The organism is Sphingomonas sp. Leaf32, from assembly GCF_001421765.1.
Taxonomy (GTDB): Bacteria; Pseudomonadota; Alphaproteobacteria; order Sphingomonadales; family Sphingomonadaceae; genus Sphingomonas.
On record NZ_LMLA01000008.1, the window covers coordinates 113,599 to 129,953 of the forward strand.

10 protein-coding genes are annotated in these 16,355 nt (G+C 69.3%); 5 read left to right on the forward strand and 5 right to left on the reverse strand.

Translation table 11 applies throughout. The features are described 5' to 3' along the window. Positions 1 to 211 precede the first annotated feature (211 nt). Genes iolE through ASE83_RS11055 form a run of 3 tightly spaced genes read right to left on the reverse strand, consistent with a single transcriptional unit; the run spans position 212 to position 4,943 of the window. On the reverse strand, positions 212 to 1,219 hold the full coding sequence (iolE, locus tag ASE83_RS11045; RefSeq protein WP_268794976.1) for a myo-inosose-2 dehydratase: 1,008 nt from the start codon (positions 1,217 to 1,219) through the stop codon (positions 212 to 214). Further along, positions 1,197 to 3,026, reverse strand: a complete 1,830-nt coding sequence (iolD, locus tag ASE83_RS11050) for a 3D-(3,5/4)-trihydroxycyclohexane-1,2-dione acylhydrolase (decyclizing) (RefSeq protein ID WP_055789625.1) — start codon at positions 3,024 to 3,026, stop codon at positions 1,197 to 1,199. Before iolD ends, iolE begins: the two co-directional genes overlap by 23 nt. 3 nt (positions 3,027 to 3,029) lie before the next feature. Continuing rightward, entirely contained in the window at positions 3,030 to 4,943 is a 1,914-nt protein-coding gene (locus tag ASE83_RS11055) for a bifunctional 5-dehydro-2-deoxygluconokinase/5-dehydro-2-deoxyphosphogluconate aldolase (protein ID WP_082443296.1), read from the reverse strand. 74 nt (positions 4,944 to 5,017) lie between these two features. Here ASE83_RS11055 and iolG point away from each other — a divergent pair, with 74 nt between their 5' ends. After that, positions 5,018 to 6,022 carry an inositol 2-dehydrogenase gene (gene iolG, locus ASE83_RS11060; RefSeq protein WP_055789629.1) on the forward strand — a complete coding sequence of 335 codons (1,005 nt, stop codon included), beginning with the start codon at positions 5,018 to 5,020 and terminating at the stop codon, positions 6,020 to 6,022. Between the two features lie 108 nt (positions 6,023 to 6,130). On the opposite strand, the gene ASE83_RS11065 is transcribed toward iolG, so the two are convergent. Beyond that, a complete protein-coding gene (locus ASE83_RS11065) occupies positions 6,131 to 8,437 on the reverse strand; it encodes a GH92 family glycosyl hydrolase (RefSeq protein WP_235515985.1) in 2,307 nt (768 codons plus the stop codon). Positions 8,438 to 8,630: 193 nt separating this feature from the next. Continuing rightward, the gene (locus ASE83_RS11070) at positions 8,631 to 9,524 is read right to left on the reverse strand and encodes a MurR/RpiR family transcriptional regulator (protein ID WP_055789635.1); all 894 of its coding nucleotides are present in this window, start codon (positions 9,522 to 9,524) and stop codon (positions 8,631 to 8,633) included. A gap of 210 nt (positions 9,525 to 9,734) precedes the next feature. Here ASE83_RS11070 and ASE83_RS11075 point away from each other — a divergent pair, with 210 nt between their 5' ends. From ASE83_RS11075 to galA, 4 genes are read left to right on the forward strand one after another with little or no spacing between them, the layout of a single operon-like run. Beyond that, complete coding sequence (locus ASE83_RS11075; RefSeq protein WP_055789638.1) at positions 9,735 to 11,126, forward strand: APC family permease; 1,392 nt, start codon at positions 9,735 to 9,737, stop codon at positions 11,124 to 11,126. Next, entirely contained in the window at positions 11,123 to 12,046 is a 924-nt protein-coding gene (locus ASE83_RS11080) for a carbohydrate kinase family protein (protein ID WP_055789641.1), read from the forward strand. Before ASE83_RS11075 ends, ASE83_RS11080 begins: the two co-directional genes overlap by 4 nt. Beyond that, entirely contained in the window at positions 12,030 to 13,409 is a 1,380-nt protein-coding gene (locus ASE83_RS11085; RefSeq protein WP_055789645.1) for a family 4 glycosyl hydrolase, read from the forward strand. Before ASE83_RS11080 ends, ASE83_RS11085 begins: the two co-directional genes overlap by 17 nt. A gap of 34 nt (positions 13,410 to 13,443) precedes the next feature. Continuing rightward, positions 13,444 to 16,305, forward strand: coding sequence for a beta-galactosidase GalA (gene galA / locus ASE83_RS11090; RefSeq protein ID WP_055789648.1), 2,862 nt, complete (start codon positions 13,444 to 13,446; stop codon positions 16,303 to 16,305). Positions 16,306 to 16,355 lie beyond the last annotated feature (50 nt).

Here is a 16,355-nt window from a genome sequence, read left to right on the forward strand (position 1 = left end):
GTACAGGGAATGCCAATGTCATATTCTTGTCAATATGCTTTTTCTGTTTCGAATTATTTTGAACTATTATTTCCAAGTTCGATATGCGCAGGCCGGCGTGCGAAGCGGCATCCCACGCCCTGCGCCGATCGGCCGCATATGGATGAAATCGTGGCGCTTTATGTTCCACCGCACCGCTGTCAGACCGTGTGCCGGACACGAATCCGGCGGATCAGGCCGACAAGCCGACCTTGGCGGCCAATGCCCGGAGCGTATCCAGCCCGAGGCGCTGATAGTCGCGGGGCGGGGCGCTGGCCGGGTCCTGTTCCGCCTCCACCACGATCCATCCGGCATAGTCGATCTCGGCCAGCGACCGCAGAAACGGGCCGAAGTCGAGATCGCCGTCGCCCGGCACGGTGAACATGCCGGCGACGACACCTTCGAGGAAACTGCCCCCCGCCCCCAGTACCGCGTCATGCCGCGCGCGACGCACATCCTTGCAATGGACATGCAGGATACGCTCCGGATACCGCCGGACGATGGCCGCCGGATCGATACCGGCCAGCGCCGCATGGCCCGTGTCGATGGTCAACCCGACCTCCGGGTCGGTCACCTCGAACAGCCGCTCCAGATCGTCGGCGGTCTCCACCACGGTGCCGAGATGGTGGTGATAGGCCAGCCGCATGTCGCGCGCGGCGAGGTGCCCGGCGATGCGGTTCAGGCCGCGTCCCAGCATATCCCACCCGGCGTCGTCGAGCCGTGGCGTGCCGGTCAGGGGAACGCTACGATCCGCGTGGATCGCGTTCGACGTTTCCGCCACGACGAAGACGTCGCTGCCCATGCGCTGCAACAGGTCGAGATGCGGACCGAGTGCGGCGATCTCCGCCTCGACCGGCCGGGTCAGCAGGGAGGTGCCATACCATCCGCCGACGAGGCGCAGGGCATGGCGCGACAAGAGCGGCGACAACAGCGCCGGATCGCGCGGAAAGGCGTGGCCGAGTTCGATGCCGTCGAAGCCGATGGCATGGGCATCGTCCAGCACCTGTGCGACGGTCGTACCGGCACCCAGTTCCGGCATGTCGTCGTTCATCCACGCGATGGGGCTTACCCCCCAGCTGATGCCCAAGCCCGCACTCCTCCGTCCCTGCCCGTCGCGGCGACCATGCCAGAGCGGCGGGGCACGATAAAGACGGGCGCGGCCCGATGCGCGGGAAAGACTATGCCCCCGAACCGCGGTCATAGCGCTGGCGCGCCGCGCGCACGTCGGCGCGGGTGGATTCCGCCGGTACGGGCACGTCCCACCAATGGCCGCCAATCGCGGTCGCGCGCATCGGGTCGGTCGCGACGACGACGACGACGACCCCGCCACGTTCGCGCGCGCGGGGCAAGGCGGCCTCCAGCGCGGCGATACCGTCGACCCGCTCCGCCGCCGCGCCAAGGCTGCGGGCATGGGCGACGAAGTCGATCGCCGGCACGCCCGCTGTGCGCAGGTTGCCGAACGACGCCCCGCCGACGCTGCGTTGCAACCGTTCGATGCAGCCGAACCCGCCATTGTCGACCAGCACGATCGTCATCGCGCACCCCATCGCCACGGCGGTCGCGATTTCGGAATTGAGCATCAGGTAGCTGCCGTCGCCGACCATCACCGTCACCCGCCGGCCGGGCATCGCCAGCGCCACGCCCAGCCCGCCGGCGATCTCGTATCCCATGCAGGAAAAGCCGTATTCTGCGTGATAGCCGCCGGCGCGCGCGACCCGCCACAATTTATGCAGCTCGCCCGGCAGGCCGCCGGCCGCGCAGACGATCACGTCGTCGTCCGCCGCGTCACGCGCCACCGCGCCGATCACCTGCGCTTCGCCGGGTAGCGCGGTCGCATCGCCGGGTGCCAGCACCTGTCCGACGGCGCGGTCCCATGCCAGACGATCCGCCGCGCAACGGTCGCGCCATGCGGTCGGAACCCGCCAGTCGCCCAGCGCCCCGGCCAGCGCATCCAGCACCATCGCCGCATCGCCCAGCACCGGGCGAGCATCATGCTTGGCGACGTCCTGCGCCGCGACATTGACCTGGAACAGCGTCACGTCGTCGGCGAACAGGGTGCGCGACCCGGTGGTGAAGTCCTGCAACCGCGTGCCGATCGCGACGATCACGTCGGCCGCGGCCGCCGCGTCGTTGGCGGCCTGCGTGCCGGTGACGCCGATCCCGCCCAGCAACTGGGGATGGTCGCCGGACAGCGTGCCCTTGCCCGCCTGCGTCTCGACCACCGGGATGCCGCTATCGCGGGCAAAGCGGGCCAGCCGCTCCTCCGCCCGTGCATACAGGACCCCGCCCCCGGCGATGACCAGCGGCGACCGGGCGCTGCGCAGCGCCGCCACCAGTTCCGCGACCTCCGCCGGGTCGGCGGGCGCGCGTCGCCGTCGCCAGGTCCGCGTGCGGAACAGCGCAGCGGGATAGTCGAACGCCTCGGCCTGCACGTCCTGGCACAGACACAGGGTGACCGGGCCGCACAGCGCCGGATCGGTCAGCACCGCCATCGCGCGCGGCAACGCATCGATCAGTTGTTCGGGCCGCGCGATGCGGTCGAACAGCCGCGATACCGGGCGCAGACAGTCGTTGACCGTCGCGGTCGGGTCCGACGGGCATTCGAGCTGTTGCAACACCGGATCGGGCCGTCGACCGGCGAAGACGTCACCGGGCAGCAGCAGCAACGGCAGTCGGTTGACGTGCGCCACCGCCGCCGCCGTCACCAGATTGGTCGCGCCGGGACCGATCGAACTGGTGCACGCCATCGCCCGTTCGCGCCGGTGCGCCTTGGCAAAGGCGACCGCCGCATGGGCCATGCCCTGCTCGCTGTGCGCGCGCAGCGTCGGCAGGTCGTCGGTTACCTCGGCCAGCGCCTCGCCCAGCCCCGCGACATTGCCATGCCCGAAGATCGCCCAGATGCCGGCGAAGAACGGCACGACACCGTCCGCCGTCTCTACGCGCTGCGCGATCATCCAGCGGACGATCGCCTGCGCGGCGGTCAGCCGCAGGATCGGCGGCTGCGCCATGCGTCAGGCGGGACGCGCCGCGCGCGCACGCCGCCACGCATCCACCAACACCCCGAAATTCGCCGCGATCCGCGCCACCGCCTCTTCCTCGTCGATCTTGCCGGCTAGCCAGTCGGCGGCGGCCTTGTGCCAGATCGTCCGGCCGACGGCAAAGCCCCGCACCATCGGGCAGGTCGCGGCGATGACGAAGCGGTCGAGCAGCACCTCGGGCGTCGCCGACAGGCCGAGCAGCAGGACCCCGCGACAATCGGGATCGTGGCGAGCGATGACGTCGCCGATCGCGACCCATGCCGCGGGATCGTCGGCCGGCTCCAGCTTCCACCAGTCGGGATGGATGCCCAGCGTGTAGAAATGGTCCAGCACGTCGGCGGTCGTGCGGGCGTCGACCGGGCCGTGCGCCGACACGATCACTTCCAGCAGCAGTTCATGCCCCGTCGCGCGGCACGCCTGATATAGTCGAATCAACTCGCGATCCTGTGCCGCGCGCATGTCGGCGGGATCGTCGATCCGGTAATAGACGAGGCACTTGACCACCTGCCGCGCAGGCCAGCCGCGCAGCGTGACCGCCGGGTCCAGCCCCGCCTCGAACGACAGCGGGCGTGATCCCGGCACCTCGATCGGGCGTCCGATCCAGTATGGCAGGTCCGCCGCCGCTTCGAGCGCGCGGGCGCCGTCCCCGCCGTCCAGCAGCACGCCGAACCCCCGGTCGCCGGCGGCAAGGCGGTCCGTGGCGCGCAGCACCAGCGACTTGAACCGGGCGACACGCGACCGGCTGTCTCCGCCCAGACGGTCAACTAGATCATCGAAATAGGTCCGGTGGTCGACCGCCAGCACCATCAGGTCGTCATACGCCGCGCCGCGCTCCACGATGCGGTGTTCGCGCGCCAGCGCGGGATCGTCGCGCAGACGATAGGGCAGGTCGGTGGCCGTCATGAACATCTGCAATTCCTTCCAACCCGGCATCGCCGGCGCGCAGCCGTGGCGCGACACGACCATCGCGCCGCACGCATTGCCCCACGCACCGGCGGTCTCCAGCGACTCGCCCCGCAGCCACCCGCGCAAAAACCCCGCCATGAACGCGTCCCCCGCCCCCAGCGCATTGAACATCTCGACGGGATAGCCCGGCACCCGCAGCCCGTCTGCCAGCGTCGCGGGAACGTCACCCTCCACGATCGTGCAGCCCTCGGCACCCCGCTTCACCACGATCAACGCCGGGGTCGCCTGCCGGATGATGCGCAGCGCCGCGACCGTATCGGTGACGCCACCCAGGATGTGGATTTCCTCCTCGGTGCCGACGATCAGGTCGACCACCGGCAACACCGCCTGCAGGGCGCGGGTGACGTCGGCATCGGCAACGAACCGGTCCTCGCCGCGATCGCGCGAGGCAAGGCCCCACAGCACCGGGCGATAATCCACGTCGAAGACGACGCGCCCGCCCCCTGCACGGGAAAGCCGCGCCGCCTTGATGCTCGCCCGCCGCACGCCGGGCTGCGACAGGTGGGTGCCGTTGATGAGCACCGCCCCCGCCCGGGCAATCTGGTCCGGATCCACATCGCCCTCGTCGAGCGCGCTGTCGGCGCAATTCTCGCGGTAAAAGATCAGCGGAAAGCTGTCCCGGTCGCGGATGCCGAGGATGACGAGCGCGGTCAACCGGGCGGGATCGGTCCGCACGCCGCGCGTGTCCACCCCTTCGCGCAGCAGCTGTTCGCGCACGAACCGGCCCATATGATCGTCGCCGACCCGCGTCACCAACCCGGCGCGCAGGCCGAGGCGGACGGCGCCGATCGCGGTGTTGGTCGGGCTTCCGCCAACATATTTCGCGAAGCTCGCCATATCCTCCAGCCGGCCGCCGACCTGTTCGCCGTACAGGTCCACGCTCGACCGCCCGATGGTGATGAGGTCGAGCGGGCGGTTCATCGCGGGGTCCCTTCGCGGGCTTGCCGAACGGCGGTCGGCCATGGAAAGGATGGGCGTCGGCAAAGGGGACGGGCGTGCACAATATCGCGGTGATCGGCGCGGGACGGATCGGGGCCATCCATGCGGCATCGATCGCCGCGCATCCGGACCTGACCCTCGCCTGCGTGGCCGATGCGACGCCGACGGCGGCACGGGCGCTGGCCACGCGCCACGCCGCGCGCGTCGTCGACATCGACACCGCGCTGTCGCTGCCCGACATTGCGGGCGTCGTGATCGCCAGCCCTACCCCGACCCATGTCGACCTGATGCTGGCTGCCGCGCGCCACGGCAAGGCGGTCTTTTGCGAAAAGCCGGTCGACCTCGACCTCGATCGCGCCCGTGCGGCGGCGACCGCGCTCGATGCGCTGGGCGCCCGCGTGCTGATCGGCTTCAACCGCCGCTTCGATCCGCATTTCCACGCGCTGCGCGACCGGCTGCGCGCCGGGACGATCGGCGCGCTGGAGGCGGTACATATCGTCAGCCACGACCCCGCGCCGCCCCCCACCGACTATCTCGCGACCTCGGGCGGGCTGTTCCGCGACATGGTGATCCATGATTTCGACATGGCCAGCTGGCTGCTCGATGCGCCCGTCACCGGCGTCTTCGCGCGCGCCGCCTGCCTGATCGATCCCGCCATCGCGGCGGCCGGCGATGTCGATACCGCGCGGACCATCCTGACCACGGCGGACGGGCGGATGGCGACGATCAGTTCCAGCCGCCGCAGCGGCTATGGCTATGACCAGCGGATCGAGGCGTTCGGCAGCACCGGGCTGTTGCGGGTCGACAATTTGGCGCAGACCATGGTCGAACACTGGAGCGCCGACGGGCGACACCATGCCCCGGTCCAGCATTTCTTTATCGATCGCTATGCCGACGCCTATCGACGGGAGATCGCACATTTCGCCGACATGCTGGGCGGCGCGCCGGCCATGGTCGATCACCATGACGGCGTCGCCGCGCTGGCGCTGGCGGACGCGGCGGAGCGATCGATCGCGTCGGGCCGGATCGAGCCGGTCTGGAGCGGTATCCGAGCAAGTTGAACCGCCGTCATCGCCCTTCGGGCGCCTGCTTCGCAGCGCGGTGATCCAACCTGATCGGATACCGCTCTAGCGGTCGATCCACTTGCGTGGACGCGGCACCGGCGCGGGTCATGCGGATCGTCCGACGCCTCCGAACGACGGCGGCCGGTCGGTGGGATCGCGGCCGAACGTCCGGTTGGGACGGGAACCCATGTGAAAAACCAGCCGCCCACCCCGTGCCAGCTCGTCGTGTCGAATCCAGCTGCGGGTCCAGGGCCGGCCGTTCCATGTCACGCGCTGCACATACACCGCCTCCGCCGACACCCCCGGCGCCTCGATGACGAGCCGCCGCCCCTGCCCCATGTCGATCGTCGCGCGCGGGTGCAGCGGGCTGCCGAAGACATAGACCGCGCTGACCGGATCGACCGGATAGAGGCCGAGCGCGCTCATCAGATACCATGCGCTCATCTGCCCGCAATCCTCGTTGCCCGACAGGCCGTCCGGCGCGGCGCGATACTGGCCCGCCAGTAGCATCCGCACCCGCGCCTGCGTCTTCCACGGGGCGCCGCAATAGGCATAGAGATAGGCGACGTGGTGGCTGGGTTCGTTGCCATGCGCATATTGGCCGACCATGCCGGAGATGTCGGGCACCGCGTCGCCGACGATCGCGCTGTCGGCGGCGAAGAGCGCGTCGAGCTTCGCCTCGAACGGCGCGTCCCCGCCGAACAGGTCGATCAGGCCATAGACGTCGTGCTGGTTGAGGAACGTCGCCTGCCACGCATTGCATTCGGTAAAGTCGCGCCAGTGCGTCGTATCATGGCCCAGCGCACGCGGATCGAACGGTTCGGCCCAGCGACCGTCCGCCAGTTTCGGGCGGATGAACCCGGTGCCCGCGTCGAACAGGTTGCGATAGTTGCGCGACCGGGCGCGCAGGCGCGCGGCATCGTCCGCCGCCCCCGCCCGGTCCGCGATCACCGCCATCGCCCAGTCGTCATAGGCATATTCCAGCGTCTTGCTGGCCGCCTCCGCCACCTTGTCCGACGGGATATAGCCGAGCGCGCGATAGGGCCGCAGGCCGCGTGCCTCGCTCTCGAACGCCAGCTGGCGAAAGGCCGGCCAGATCGCGGCGGCGTCCAGACCGGGCACGCCCTTGACCAGCGCCTCGGCGATGACGACCGCCGAATGCCATCCGATCATGCAGTGCGTCTCGATCCCCTGCAACGGCCAGACCGGCGGCCCCGCAGGCGTTTCCAGCGTCATGCGGGCAAGCCCTCGCACCAGGTCGCCGTTCCGCTCCGGCGCGACCAGCGTCAGCAGCGGGTGGAGCGCGCGATACGTGTCCCACAGCGAATAGGTGCTGTAGTTGCCGGCCCCGGCGGGCAGGCGATGGACGGCGGTATCCATGCCGCGATAGCGTCCATCGGCATCGGAAAACAGCGTCGGGGCCAGCATCGCGTGATAGGCGGCGGTGTAAAAGATGCGTTCCTGCACCGCATCCGCGCCCTCGATCGACAGTGTTCCCAGCGCCGTGTTCCAGCGCGCTTCCGCATCACGCACGATCCGGTCGAAATCCTCGACCGCGCCGTCCGCCGCCAGATTGGCCAAGGCCCCGTCGACATCCACGCCCGACAGCGCAACCCGCACGACGATCGGCGCGTCGGCGGCGTCGGGGAACAGCAACGCGGCCTTCAGCGCCGCACCGGCAACCCCGTCCGCGCCGTGCGCGACGGGGCGGTCGTTGCTGAAGAAGCGCGCTTCGGCGAAGGGCCGCGACAGGCGTAGCGCGAAATGGATGACGCGCCCGTTCGCCCATTGCTGCACCCGCCGCGATCCGACCAGCGTGTCGCGCCCGATCAGCCGCAGCGAGGCGTCGCTGACCGGGGTTGGACGCGGCGGATCGAAACCGATGCTCGCCGGGTCCGGCTCGTCGCGCGCGCCATGCGCAAGGTCGAGCAGGATATGCCCCGGTCCGGGGAAGCGATAGCGGTGATAGCCCACCCGATCGGTGACGGTCAGTTCAGCCGCGATCCCGCTGTCGGGAAAGCGCACCGCATAATAGCCGGGCACGGCGCGTTCGTCGCCATGGACGAAGCGCTGGCGATAGCTGCCCTCGGGTCGATCGAGGCTGCCGGGGTTCAGGACGACCGGCCCGGTGCGCGGCGTCAGCAGCACGTCCATCAGGTCGCCGACGCCGGTTCCCGACAGATGGGTGTGCGAAAAGCCGAGCATGGTCGTGTCGTCATGGTGATAGCCCGAACAAGCGTCCCACCGGGCATTGTCGGTATCTGGGCTGAGCTGCACCATGCCGAACGGCCGGGCCGCCCCCGGATAGGTATGGCCATGACCGCCGGTGCCGATGAACGGATCGACCCTGTCCGCCGGCCGTGCGCGCGCCGGGACGGCGGCGGCCGCAGGCAAGGCAGACCCCACGATCATGCCGCCAGCCCCGGCGAGGAGCGTGCGACGCGAAACAGCCGGCGTGTCGATCATAGAAATGCCCCGATCCGCGACCGGCCTGAGCGATCGGTCGATCCGCCGCAGAGAATATGGCGGCCGCGCTCCTGTCAATATGACATTTCCATTTCAGCGCATAATGCGCCAATTCATTCCAAACGAACCGGTGGCCGGGTCAGGATGCGTCCTGCACCGCGGGAACGGCTTTCGTACGACGGACGCCGCGTTCCTTTTCATAGGCAAGACCGACGACCAGCGCCTGCGCAACGCACAGCGACGCGGCCAGCGACCGGAACCCGCGCACTTCCGATTCGCGCACGACCAGCGTCTGCGTGGCGTGCCGGGCGATCGGGCTGGCGAGGCTGTCGGAAATGGCGAGGATCTTCGTACCCGCCGCCGCCGCCGCCTCGACCGCGCTGACCGTTTCGGGGGCGTAGGAATTATAGCTGATGGCGATCAGCAGGTCGCGCGGCGACATCGCCCGGAACTGCTGGAACGTCAGCCCGCCCACCCCGTCGATCAACACGGTCGGCTTGCCCGCCTGCGGCACCGCATAGGCCAGATAGGCGGCGACCGGAAAGGCGCGCCGCATCCCCACGACATGCACGATCTGCGCCTTGCGGATCAGCGCGACCGCATCCGCCAGACCGTCCTGCCCGATGGTGAGGCGGGTGTTCTGCAACGCCAGTATGTCGCCTTCGGTGAACTCGTCGATCAGCGATCCGACGCCGTGTTCCGATACCGACTGGTCGACGGCGGCGGTGAACTGGTGCACCCGCTCGCCATATCCCAGGCTCGCATTCTTCGCGAGCAGGCTGTCGCGGAGCAGCCGCTGCATCGGTCCCGCGCCAGTAAAGCCGAGCGACTTGGCGAACCGCACGATCGTGGAGGGCTGTGTGCCCGATCGCGCCGCAATGACGCTGAGCGGTTGCAGCGCCATGTCGTCGGGATGGTCGAGGACGTAGCGGGCGACATGCTGCAACCGCTTGCTCAGCCCGTCGTGCCGGTCGAGAATGGTCTGCCGCAGCTCCGCCGCCGTCTGGGGAACAGGGGTATCGGCCTCGGTCATGCTCGTCTCCTTCGCGGGCGACCCAGCATAAATCCGGCAGGGTTCATTGCAACGAAGATTTCTGGAATGTAATTTCTATATTGACAGTGCGCTGGCATTATCTGTCTATTCGACCGGGGATCTGGTCGGGGGGAATGCCGCCATGAAGGATGCAGCGCTGTCGTGTGGATACCCGTTCGCCGTCCCGGCGACGTCGGAGTCGGTCGCGGCATGAACGACGTCGATTCCGGATCGCGCGCGACGATCGACACGGGCGCCCCCGCGCGGTCGCTGGGCCTGATCGGCGGGCTATCGGCCAATCTGCTCAACATGATCGGCATCGGGCCGTTCATCACCATTCCGCTGGCGCTGTCGGCGATGGGCGGGCCGCAGGCGCTGCTGGGCTGGCTGCTGGGGGCAGTGCTGTGCCTGTGCGACGGGCTGGTCTGGGCCGAACTCGGATCGACGCTGCCCCGCTCGGGCGGGCCGTTCCATTATCTGCGCGAAGCCTATGGCCCGGCGAAGCTCGGCCGGCTGTTCGGTTTCCTGTACCTTTGGCAAACATTGCTGATCGGTCCGATGTCGATCGCATCCGGCACGGTCGGGCTGGCGCATTATGCCACGTTCATCTGGCCTTCGCTGACCGGATGGGGCGTCGCGGCGCTGGCGGCGCTGGTCTGCCTCGCCAATACCGGCCTGTTGTGGCGCGACGTGCGCTCGATCCAGCGACTGTCGATCACCGTCAGCGTGATCGTGATCGCCGCGTGCCTGTGGATCATCGTCAGCGGCGCGCTGCATTTCGATGCCGGACGCGCGTTCTCCTTTCCACCCCATGCCTTTTCGCCCACCACCGCCTTCTGGACCGGGCTGGGCGCCGCGACGCTGATCGGCGTGTATGACTATGGCGGCTACAACGCGGTCTGCATGTTGGGCGGCGAGGTGCGCGAACCGCGCCGCACCATCCCGCGCGCAGTGCTGATCTCCATCCCGCTCGTCGCGCTGCTCTATGTCGGGTTGAACCTGTCGATCATCGGCGTGCTGCCATGGCAGCAGGCGATGAAGAGCGAGGCGGTCGTCGCGGACTTCATGCAGGTCCTCTACGGATCGGTCGGCGGGGTCACCGTCGCGGTCCTGATCCTGATCGCGAGCTGGGGTTCAGCGCTGATCGTGCTGCTGGGATATTCGCGCGTCCCCTATGCCGCCGCGGTGGAGGGGGAATTCTTGGCACGGTTCGGCCGGCTGCATCCCACCGGCAAGTTTCCGACGGTATCGTTGCTGTTCATGGGCGCGGCATCGGCCGTCGCGTGCCTGGTGTCGCTCGACAATCTGATCGCCGCGCTGATCGTGGTGCAGACGCTGTTCCAATATACCGCGCAATGCTTCGCCATCGTCCTGCTGCGCCGGCAGCGGCGGGCGGAGGGCGGCGCGACGTTCCGGATGCCGCTCTATCCCCTGCCGATCGTCGTCACGCTGGTCGGGTGGCTGTTCATCGTGACCACCAGTCGCCCGGTCCATATCGTCGGCGGCATCGGCGCGATGATGATCGGCACCCTCGTCTTCCTCCTCATCGCCCGCGCACGCCGCAGCTGGCCCTTCGCACCCGAGCGGGAGATTGCCGCATGACCCCCGGATATGACGTCGTCGTCGTCGGCGAAATCTATGTCGACCATGTCTTCAGCGGCTTTGCCACCTGGCCCGCGCCGGGCGAGGAGGTCGTGACCGACGCTTATGTCCGCGAAGTGGGCGGCGGGGCGGCGGTGACCGCCTGCGGCCTGGCGAAGCTCGGGCGGCGGGTCGCGCTGCTGGGACTGGTCGGGCAGGACGACATCCTCTGGTTCCTCGACCGGCTTGGCCGGTTCGGCGTCGTCGCCGACGGGCTGGTGGCGGGCGAGGGATCGACCGGAACCACGATCAGCGTGTCGACCGCCGTGGACCGGTCGTTCTTCACCCATGTCGGCGTCAACCGCGACGTCGGCGCGCTGGCGAAGGGGCCGGGGCTGGCGACACTGCGCCGGGCACGCCACGTTCATTTCGCCATGCCGATCGCGCGCGACGTCGCCGATGCGGTCCTGCCGGTGCTGGCCGACCTGGGCATCACCACGTCGCTCGACATGGGGTATCAGCCCGAATGGCTGGCCGACCCCGCCAATGCGCCGACGCTGGCCGCCGTCGACCACCTGATGCCGAACGAGAAGGAAGCGGAGTTGCTGTGCGGCAGCGACGATCCCGACGCCTATTTCGCCCATGCGCGCGCGATCGGCCTGCGCAACCCGATGCTGAAGCTGGGCGTCCGCGGGGCCGCCGCGCTGGAGAACGGCGCGGTCGTACGCGCGGTCCCGCCCCGCGTGACCGCCGTCGATGCGACCGGTGCCGGCGACAATTTCGACGCGGGCTTCATCGATGCGCTGCTCGACGGCGGCGATGCCCTGGCGCGGCTGCGACGCGGCTGCATCACCGGGGCGTTGTCGACCCGCAGGCCCGGCGCGCTCGCCGCCATTCCCGATACCCAAGAACTCCGGAGTTTCCATGACTGTAGCTACTGACCGCAAGCTGACGCTGATCGGCGGCGGGGGCGTCCGCACGCCCCTCGTCACCTTCGGCGTGAACGATGCCGCGCAGGCGCTGGGCGCGCGTGAGCTGGTGCTGTGGGACCCGGATGCCGATCGCCTGGCGATCATGGCGGCGCTGGGTCGTGCGATCGTCAAGGCGGAGGGCGGCGAGCTGATCGTGCGCGAGGCGACGTCGATCGAGGATGCGGTCGAGGGTGCCGCTTTCGTGATGAACTCGATCCGCGTCGGCGGGATCGCCGGCCGCGCCGCCGACGAACGCACCGCGATCGACCACGGCTTTCCTGGTCAGGAAACTACCGGCCCGGCCGGCGCCGCGATGGCGCTGCGCACCGTGCCGATCGCCATCGAACAGGCGCGACTGGTCGAGCGGCTCAGCCCCGATGGCTGGATCGTCAACTTCACCAATCCGGCGGGACTGATTACCCAGGCGATCAGCGACCATACCGACGCCAAGGTCGTCGGCATCTGCGACACGCCGACCGAGCTGTTCCACAACATCGCCCATGCGCTGGGCGCGACGCTCGCCGATGTCGAATGCGACTATGTCGGGCTGAACCATCTGGGCTGGGTGCGCGGCATCCGGCTGCATGGCGAGGACGTGTTCGACCGCGTCCTTGCCGACGATGCGGTCCTCGACAAGCTGTACAGCGCGCCGGTGTTCGACAAGGCGATGATCCGCGCGCTGCGGCTGATCCCGACCGAATATCTGTTCTTCTATTACGAACGCCGCCGCGCGCTCGCCAACCAGTGCAAGCACGGGTCGAGCCGCGGCACCGAGGTGGAGGCGCTGAACGTCCAACTGATCGCGACGCTGCGCGACCGGTTGGGGGCGGACGACGGCGCGAGCGCGATCGCGGCCTACGCCGCCTATCTCAACCGCCGTTCGGGATCGTACATGAAGCTGGAGGCCGAGGGCGGATCGGCGTTCGACCCCGAATCGACTTTCGACATTGATCCGTTCCGCGTCGCCAGCGGCTATCACCGGATCGCGATCGACGTGATGAGCGCGCTGACCGGGGCGAAGCCCGCCACGATCGTCGTCAACACCCGCAACCGGGGCGCGTTGCCCGACCTGCCCGAACGATCGATCGTCGAGACGTCGTCGCGGATCGAACGCGACGCCATCACCCCGCTGCCGATCGCGGCGCTGCCGGACCCGGCCATCGGGCTGGTCCATGGCATCAAGGCCTATGAGCGCGCCGCGATCGAGGCGGCGCTGACCGGCGAGCGCCCGACCGCGCGCAAGGCGTTGCTGATCCACCCGGCGATCGGCGAATGGGACCCGACCGGCGCACTGCTGGCCGATCTGCTCGACCCGACCTGCCAGCACTGCTGAGCGCGATGGCCGCCGTGTACTCGATCGTCCGCCGATGAGCGTGACGCGGCGCGAGGTGATCGCCGGGTCGACGGCGGCGGTCGGGCTGTCGGCGTGCGGCGGCCTGCCGCCGGCGATGGCCGCCGCGCCGCCGCCGGCCATCGTGTTATCGGGTCGGGAAACGCTGTCGCTGAACGACGGATGGCGGTTCCACGAAGGCGACATCGCCTTTCCCCCGATCCGCGATCACGAGGCGGCCTATGCCAATGGCAAGGCCGGCAACGCGACCGGCGCGGCGGCGGCCGACCATGACGACAGCGACTGGGCGGTGGTCACCGTGCCCCATGACTGGGCGCTCGGCCAGCCCGTCGACCCGGCGATGAATATCGACCAGGGGTTCCGGCGCAGGGGGATCGGCTGGTACCGGCGCACCTTCGCACTGGACGAAGCGGATCGCGACCGGCACCTCGAACTGCGCTTCGACGGGATCGCCACCCATGCGACGGTGTGGATCAACGGCACGCTGGCGCGGCGCAACTTCAGCGGCTTCACCGGCTTCACGATCGATCTCGGCGCGTTCGCCGCGTTCGGCGACGACCTGAACACCATCGCCGTCCGGGTGGATGCCGATGCGACCGAGGGGTGGTGGTACGAAGGTGCCGGCCTCTATCGCCATTGCTGGCTGACGAAGCGCGACGCGGTGCATATCGCGACCGACGGCGTCCATTGCGATCCCCGGTACGACGGCGGCGCATGGCGGGTTCCTGTCGCGGCGGCGATCGTCAACACGCGGGCCACCGCCGCGCAGGTCGTGCTGGAGACGGTGCTGACCGATCTCGCCGGTCGCCGGATCGCCGCCGCGACGCCGGTCGCGCTGCCGGCGGGCGGCACCGTCGTCGCCCATGCGACGCTGTCCTGCGCCGATCCGGCGCGCTGGTCGCCGGACGCGCCCGTCCTCCACCGGCTGACGACGCGCATCGTCGCGGACGGGCGAAGCATCGACGCGGTCGAGACGCCGATCGGGTTCCGCACGCTGCGCTTCGATGCGCGCGACGGATTTTTCCTGAACGATCGCCCGCTCAAGATTCGCGGCGTCTGCGTGCATCAGGACCATGCCGGGGTGGGGGTCGCGGTGCCCGACAGCCTGTGGGACTATCGGTTGCGTCGGTTGCAGGCGATGGGCGCCAACGCGATCCGGTGCGCGCACAATCCCCCTGCTGCAGCCCTGCTCGACGCCGCCGACCGGCTCGGGATGCTGGTAATGGACGAGCATCGCGAACTGAGCGGTGCCGACGATACGCTCGACCGGCTCGGCTGGCTCGTCCGGCGCGACCGGAACCATCCGAGCGTTATCCTGTGGTCGCTGTGCAACGAGGAATCGCTGCAATCCAGCGCGACCGGCGTGGCGATGATCCGCCGGATGAAGGCGGTCGTCCGCGCGCTCGACGACAGTCGCCCGATCACCGCCGCGCTGAACGGGGCGATGTTCGCGCAGCCCAACATCGCCGACGAACTGGACGTGGTCGGGTTCAATTACGGCACCGACCAATATGACCGCTATCACGCGACCTTTCCCGACCGGCCGCTGCTGAGTTCCGAGGACACCTCGGCCTATATGACGCGCGGGGTCCTGCGCACCGACCGGGCGGCGCATGTGCTGGCGGACGACGACAGCGAACATGCCGCATGGGGCCGCAGCCATGGCGAGGCTTGGCGATCGATCGCGACGCGCCCGTTCATGGCGGGCGGCTTCGCATGGACCGGCTTCGACTATCGCGGCGAACCGACCCCGTTCGAATGGCCGAGCACCGGCGCGTCGTTCGGGGCGATGGACCTGTGCGGGTTCGCCAAGAGCGCGTTCCATATCCGGCGGGCGTTGTGGACCGACGACGCGCCGGTGCTCGAACTGTCGCCGCACTGGACCTGGCCGGGGCGCGAGGGGATGCCGATTCCCATCTTGGTTATCACCAATGCCGACCGCGTCGTGCTGCGCCTCAACGGCCAGATCGTCGGCGACCTGACCGTCGATCGCTTCACGATGGCGCGGACCACCCTCGCCTATGCGCCCGGTCGGCTCGAAGCCATCGCCTATCGCCGGGGGCGGCCGGTCGCGCATCGCCGGGTCGAGACGACCGGACGCGCGGTCGCCCTGCACCTGACGCCCGATCGCCCGGCGATACGGGCCGACGGGCGCGACACGGTGCCGATCACGCTGGAGGCGCTTGATGCACGGGGCCGCCCCTGTCCCGATGCGCAGCACCTCGTGCGCCTGTCCATCGACGGCGGGACGATCGCCGGGGTCGGCAACGGCGATCCGAACAGCCACGAAAGCGACCTGCCGGCACCGGGCGGGCACAGCGCGGCGCGGCACCTGTTCAACGGGCTGGCGCAGGTGCTGGTGCAGACGCGCGGGCGGGGCCGGATGACGATCACCGCGCAGGCGGACGGGCTGGCACCGACGTCGCTGTCGCTCAACCTGATCCCCGGCACCATGCCCTCGGTCGCACCGCGCGACGGACGCCAGAGCCTGACCGAATGGCGGCAGGCACCGCCCTCCCCCACGCCCCCGCCGCTGGACCGGGTGATCGCCGAGGGCGACATGAACAGCTGGGCATGGATCAAGCCCGGCGCGGTCGAAACCGGCGGCGCGGATGGGCGCTACATCCTGTTCCGCACCGAATTCACCCCCCGCCGCCGAACGATGGCCGCCGGCGGGACCATCGTCTTCGCCCGGATCGTCGGGGCCGCGCGCCTTTGGCTCGACGGACAACCGGTCCGGGACAAGACCGATCCGGGTCCCGGCCGCCTCGTCCTGCCGCTCCGGGCCGGGCCGGGGCCGCACATCCTGCAGATCCTGTTCGATACCGGCGGTCGCCCGACCCCGTTCGGCCTTCCCGGCAGCGTCACGGTCGGCTGATCCCGCCCGACCCTCGCTCCGATCACAGAAAGCTACTCCCCTTGGTTCGC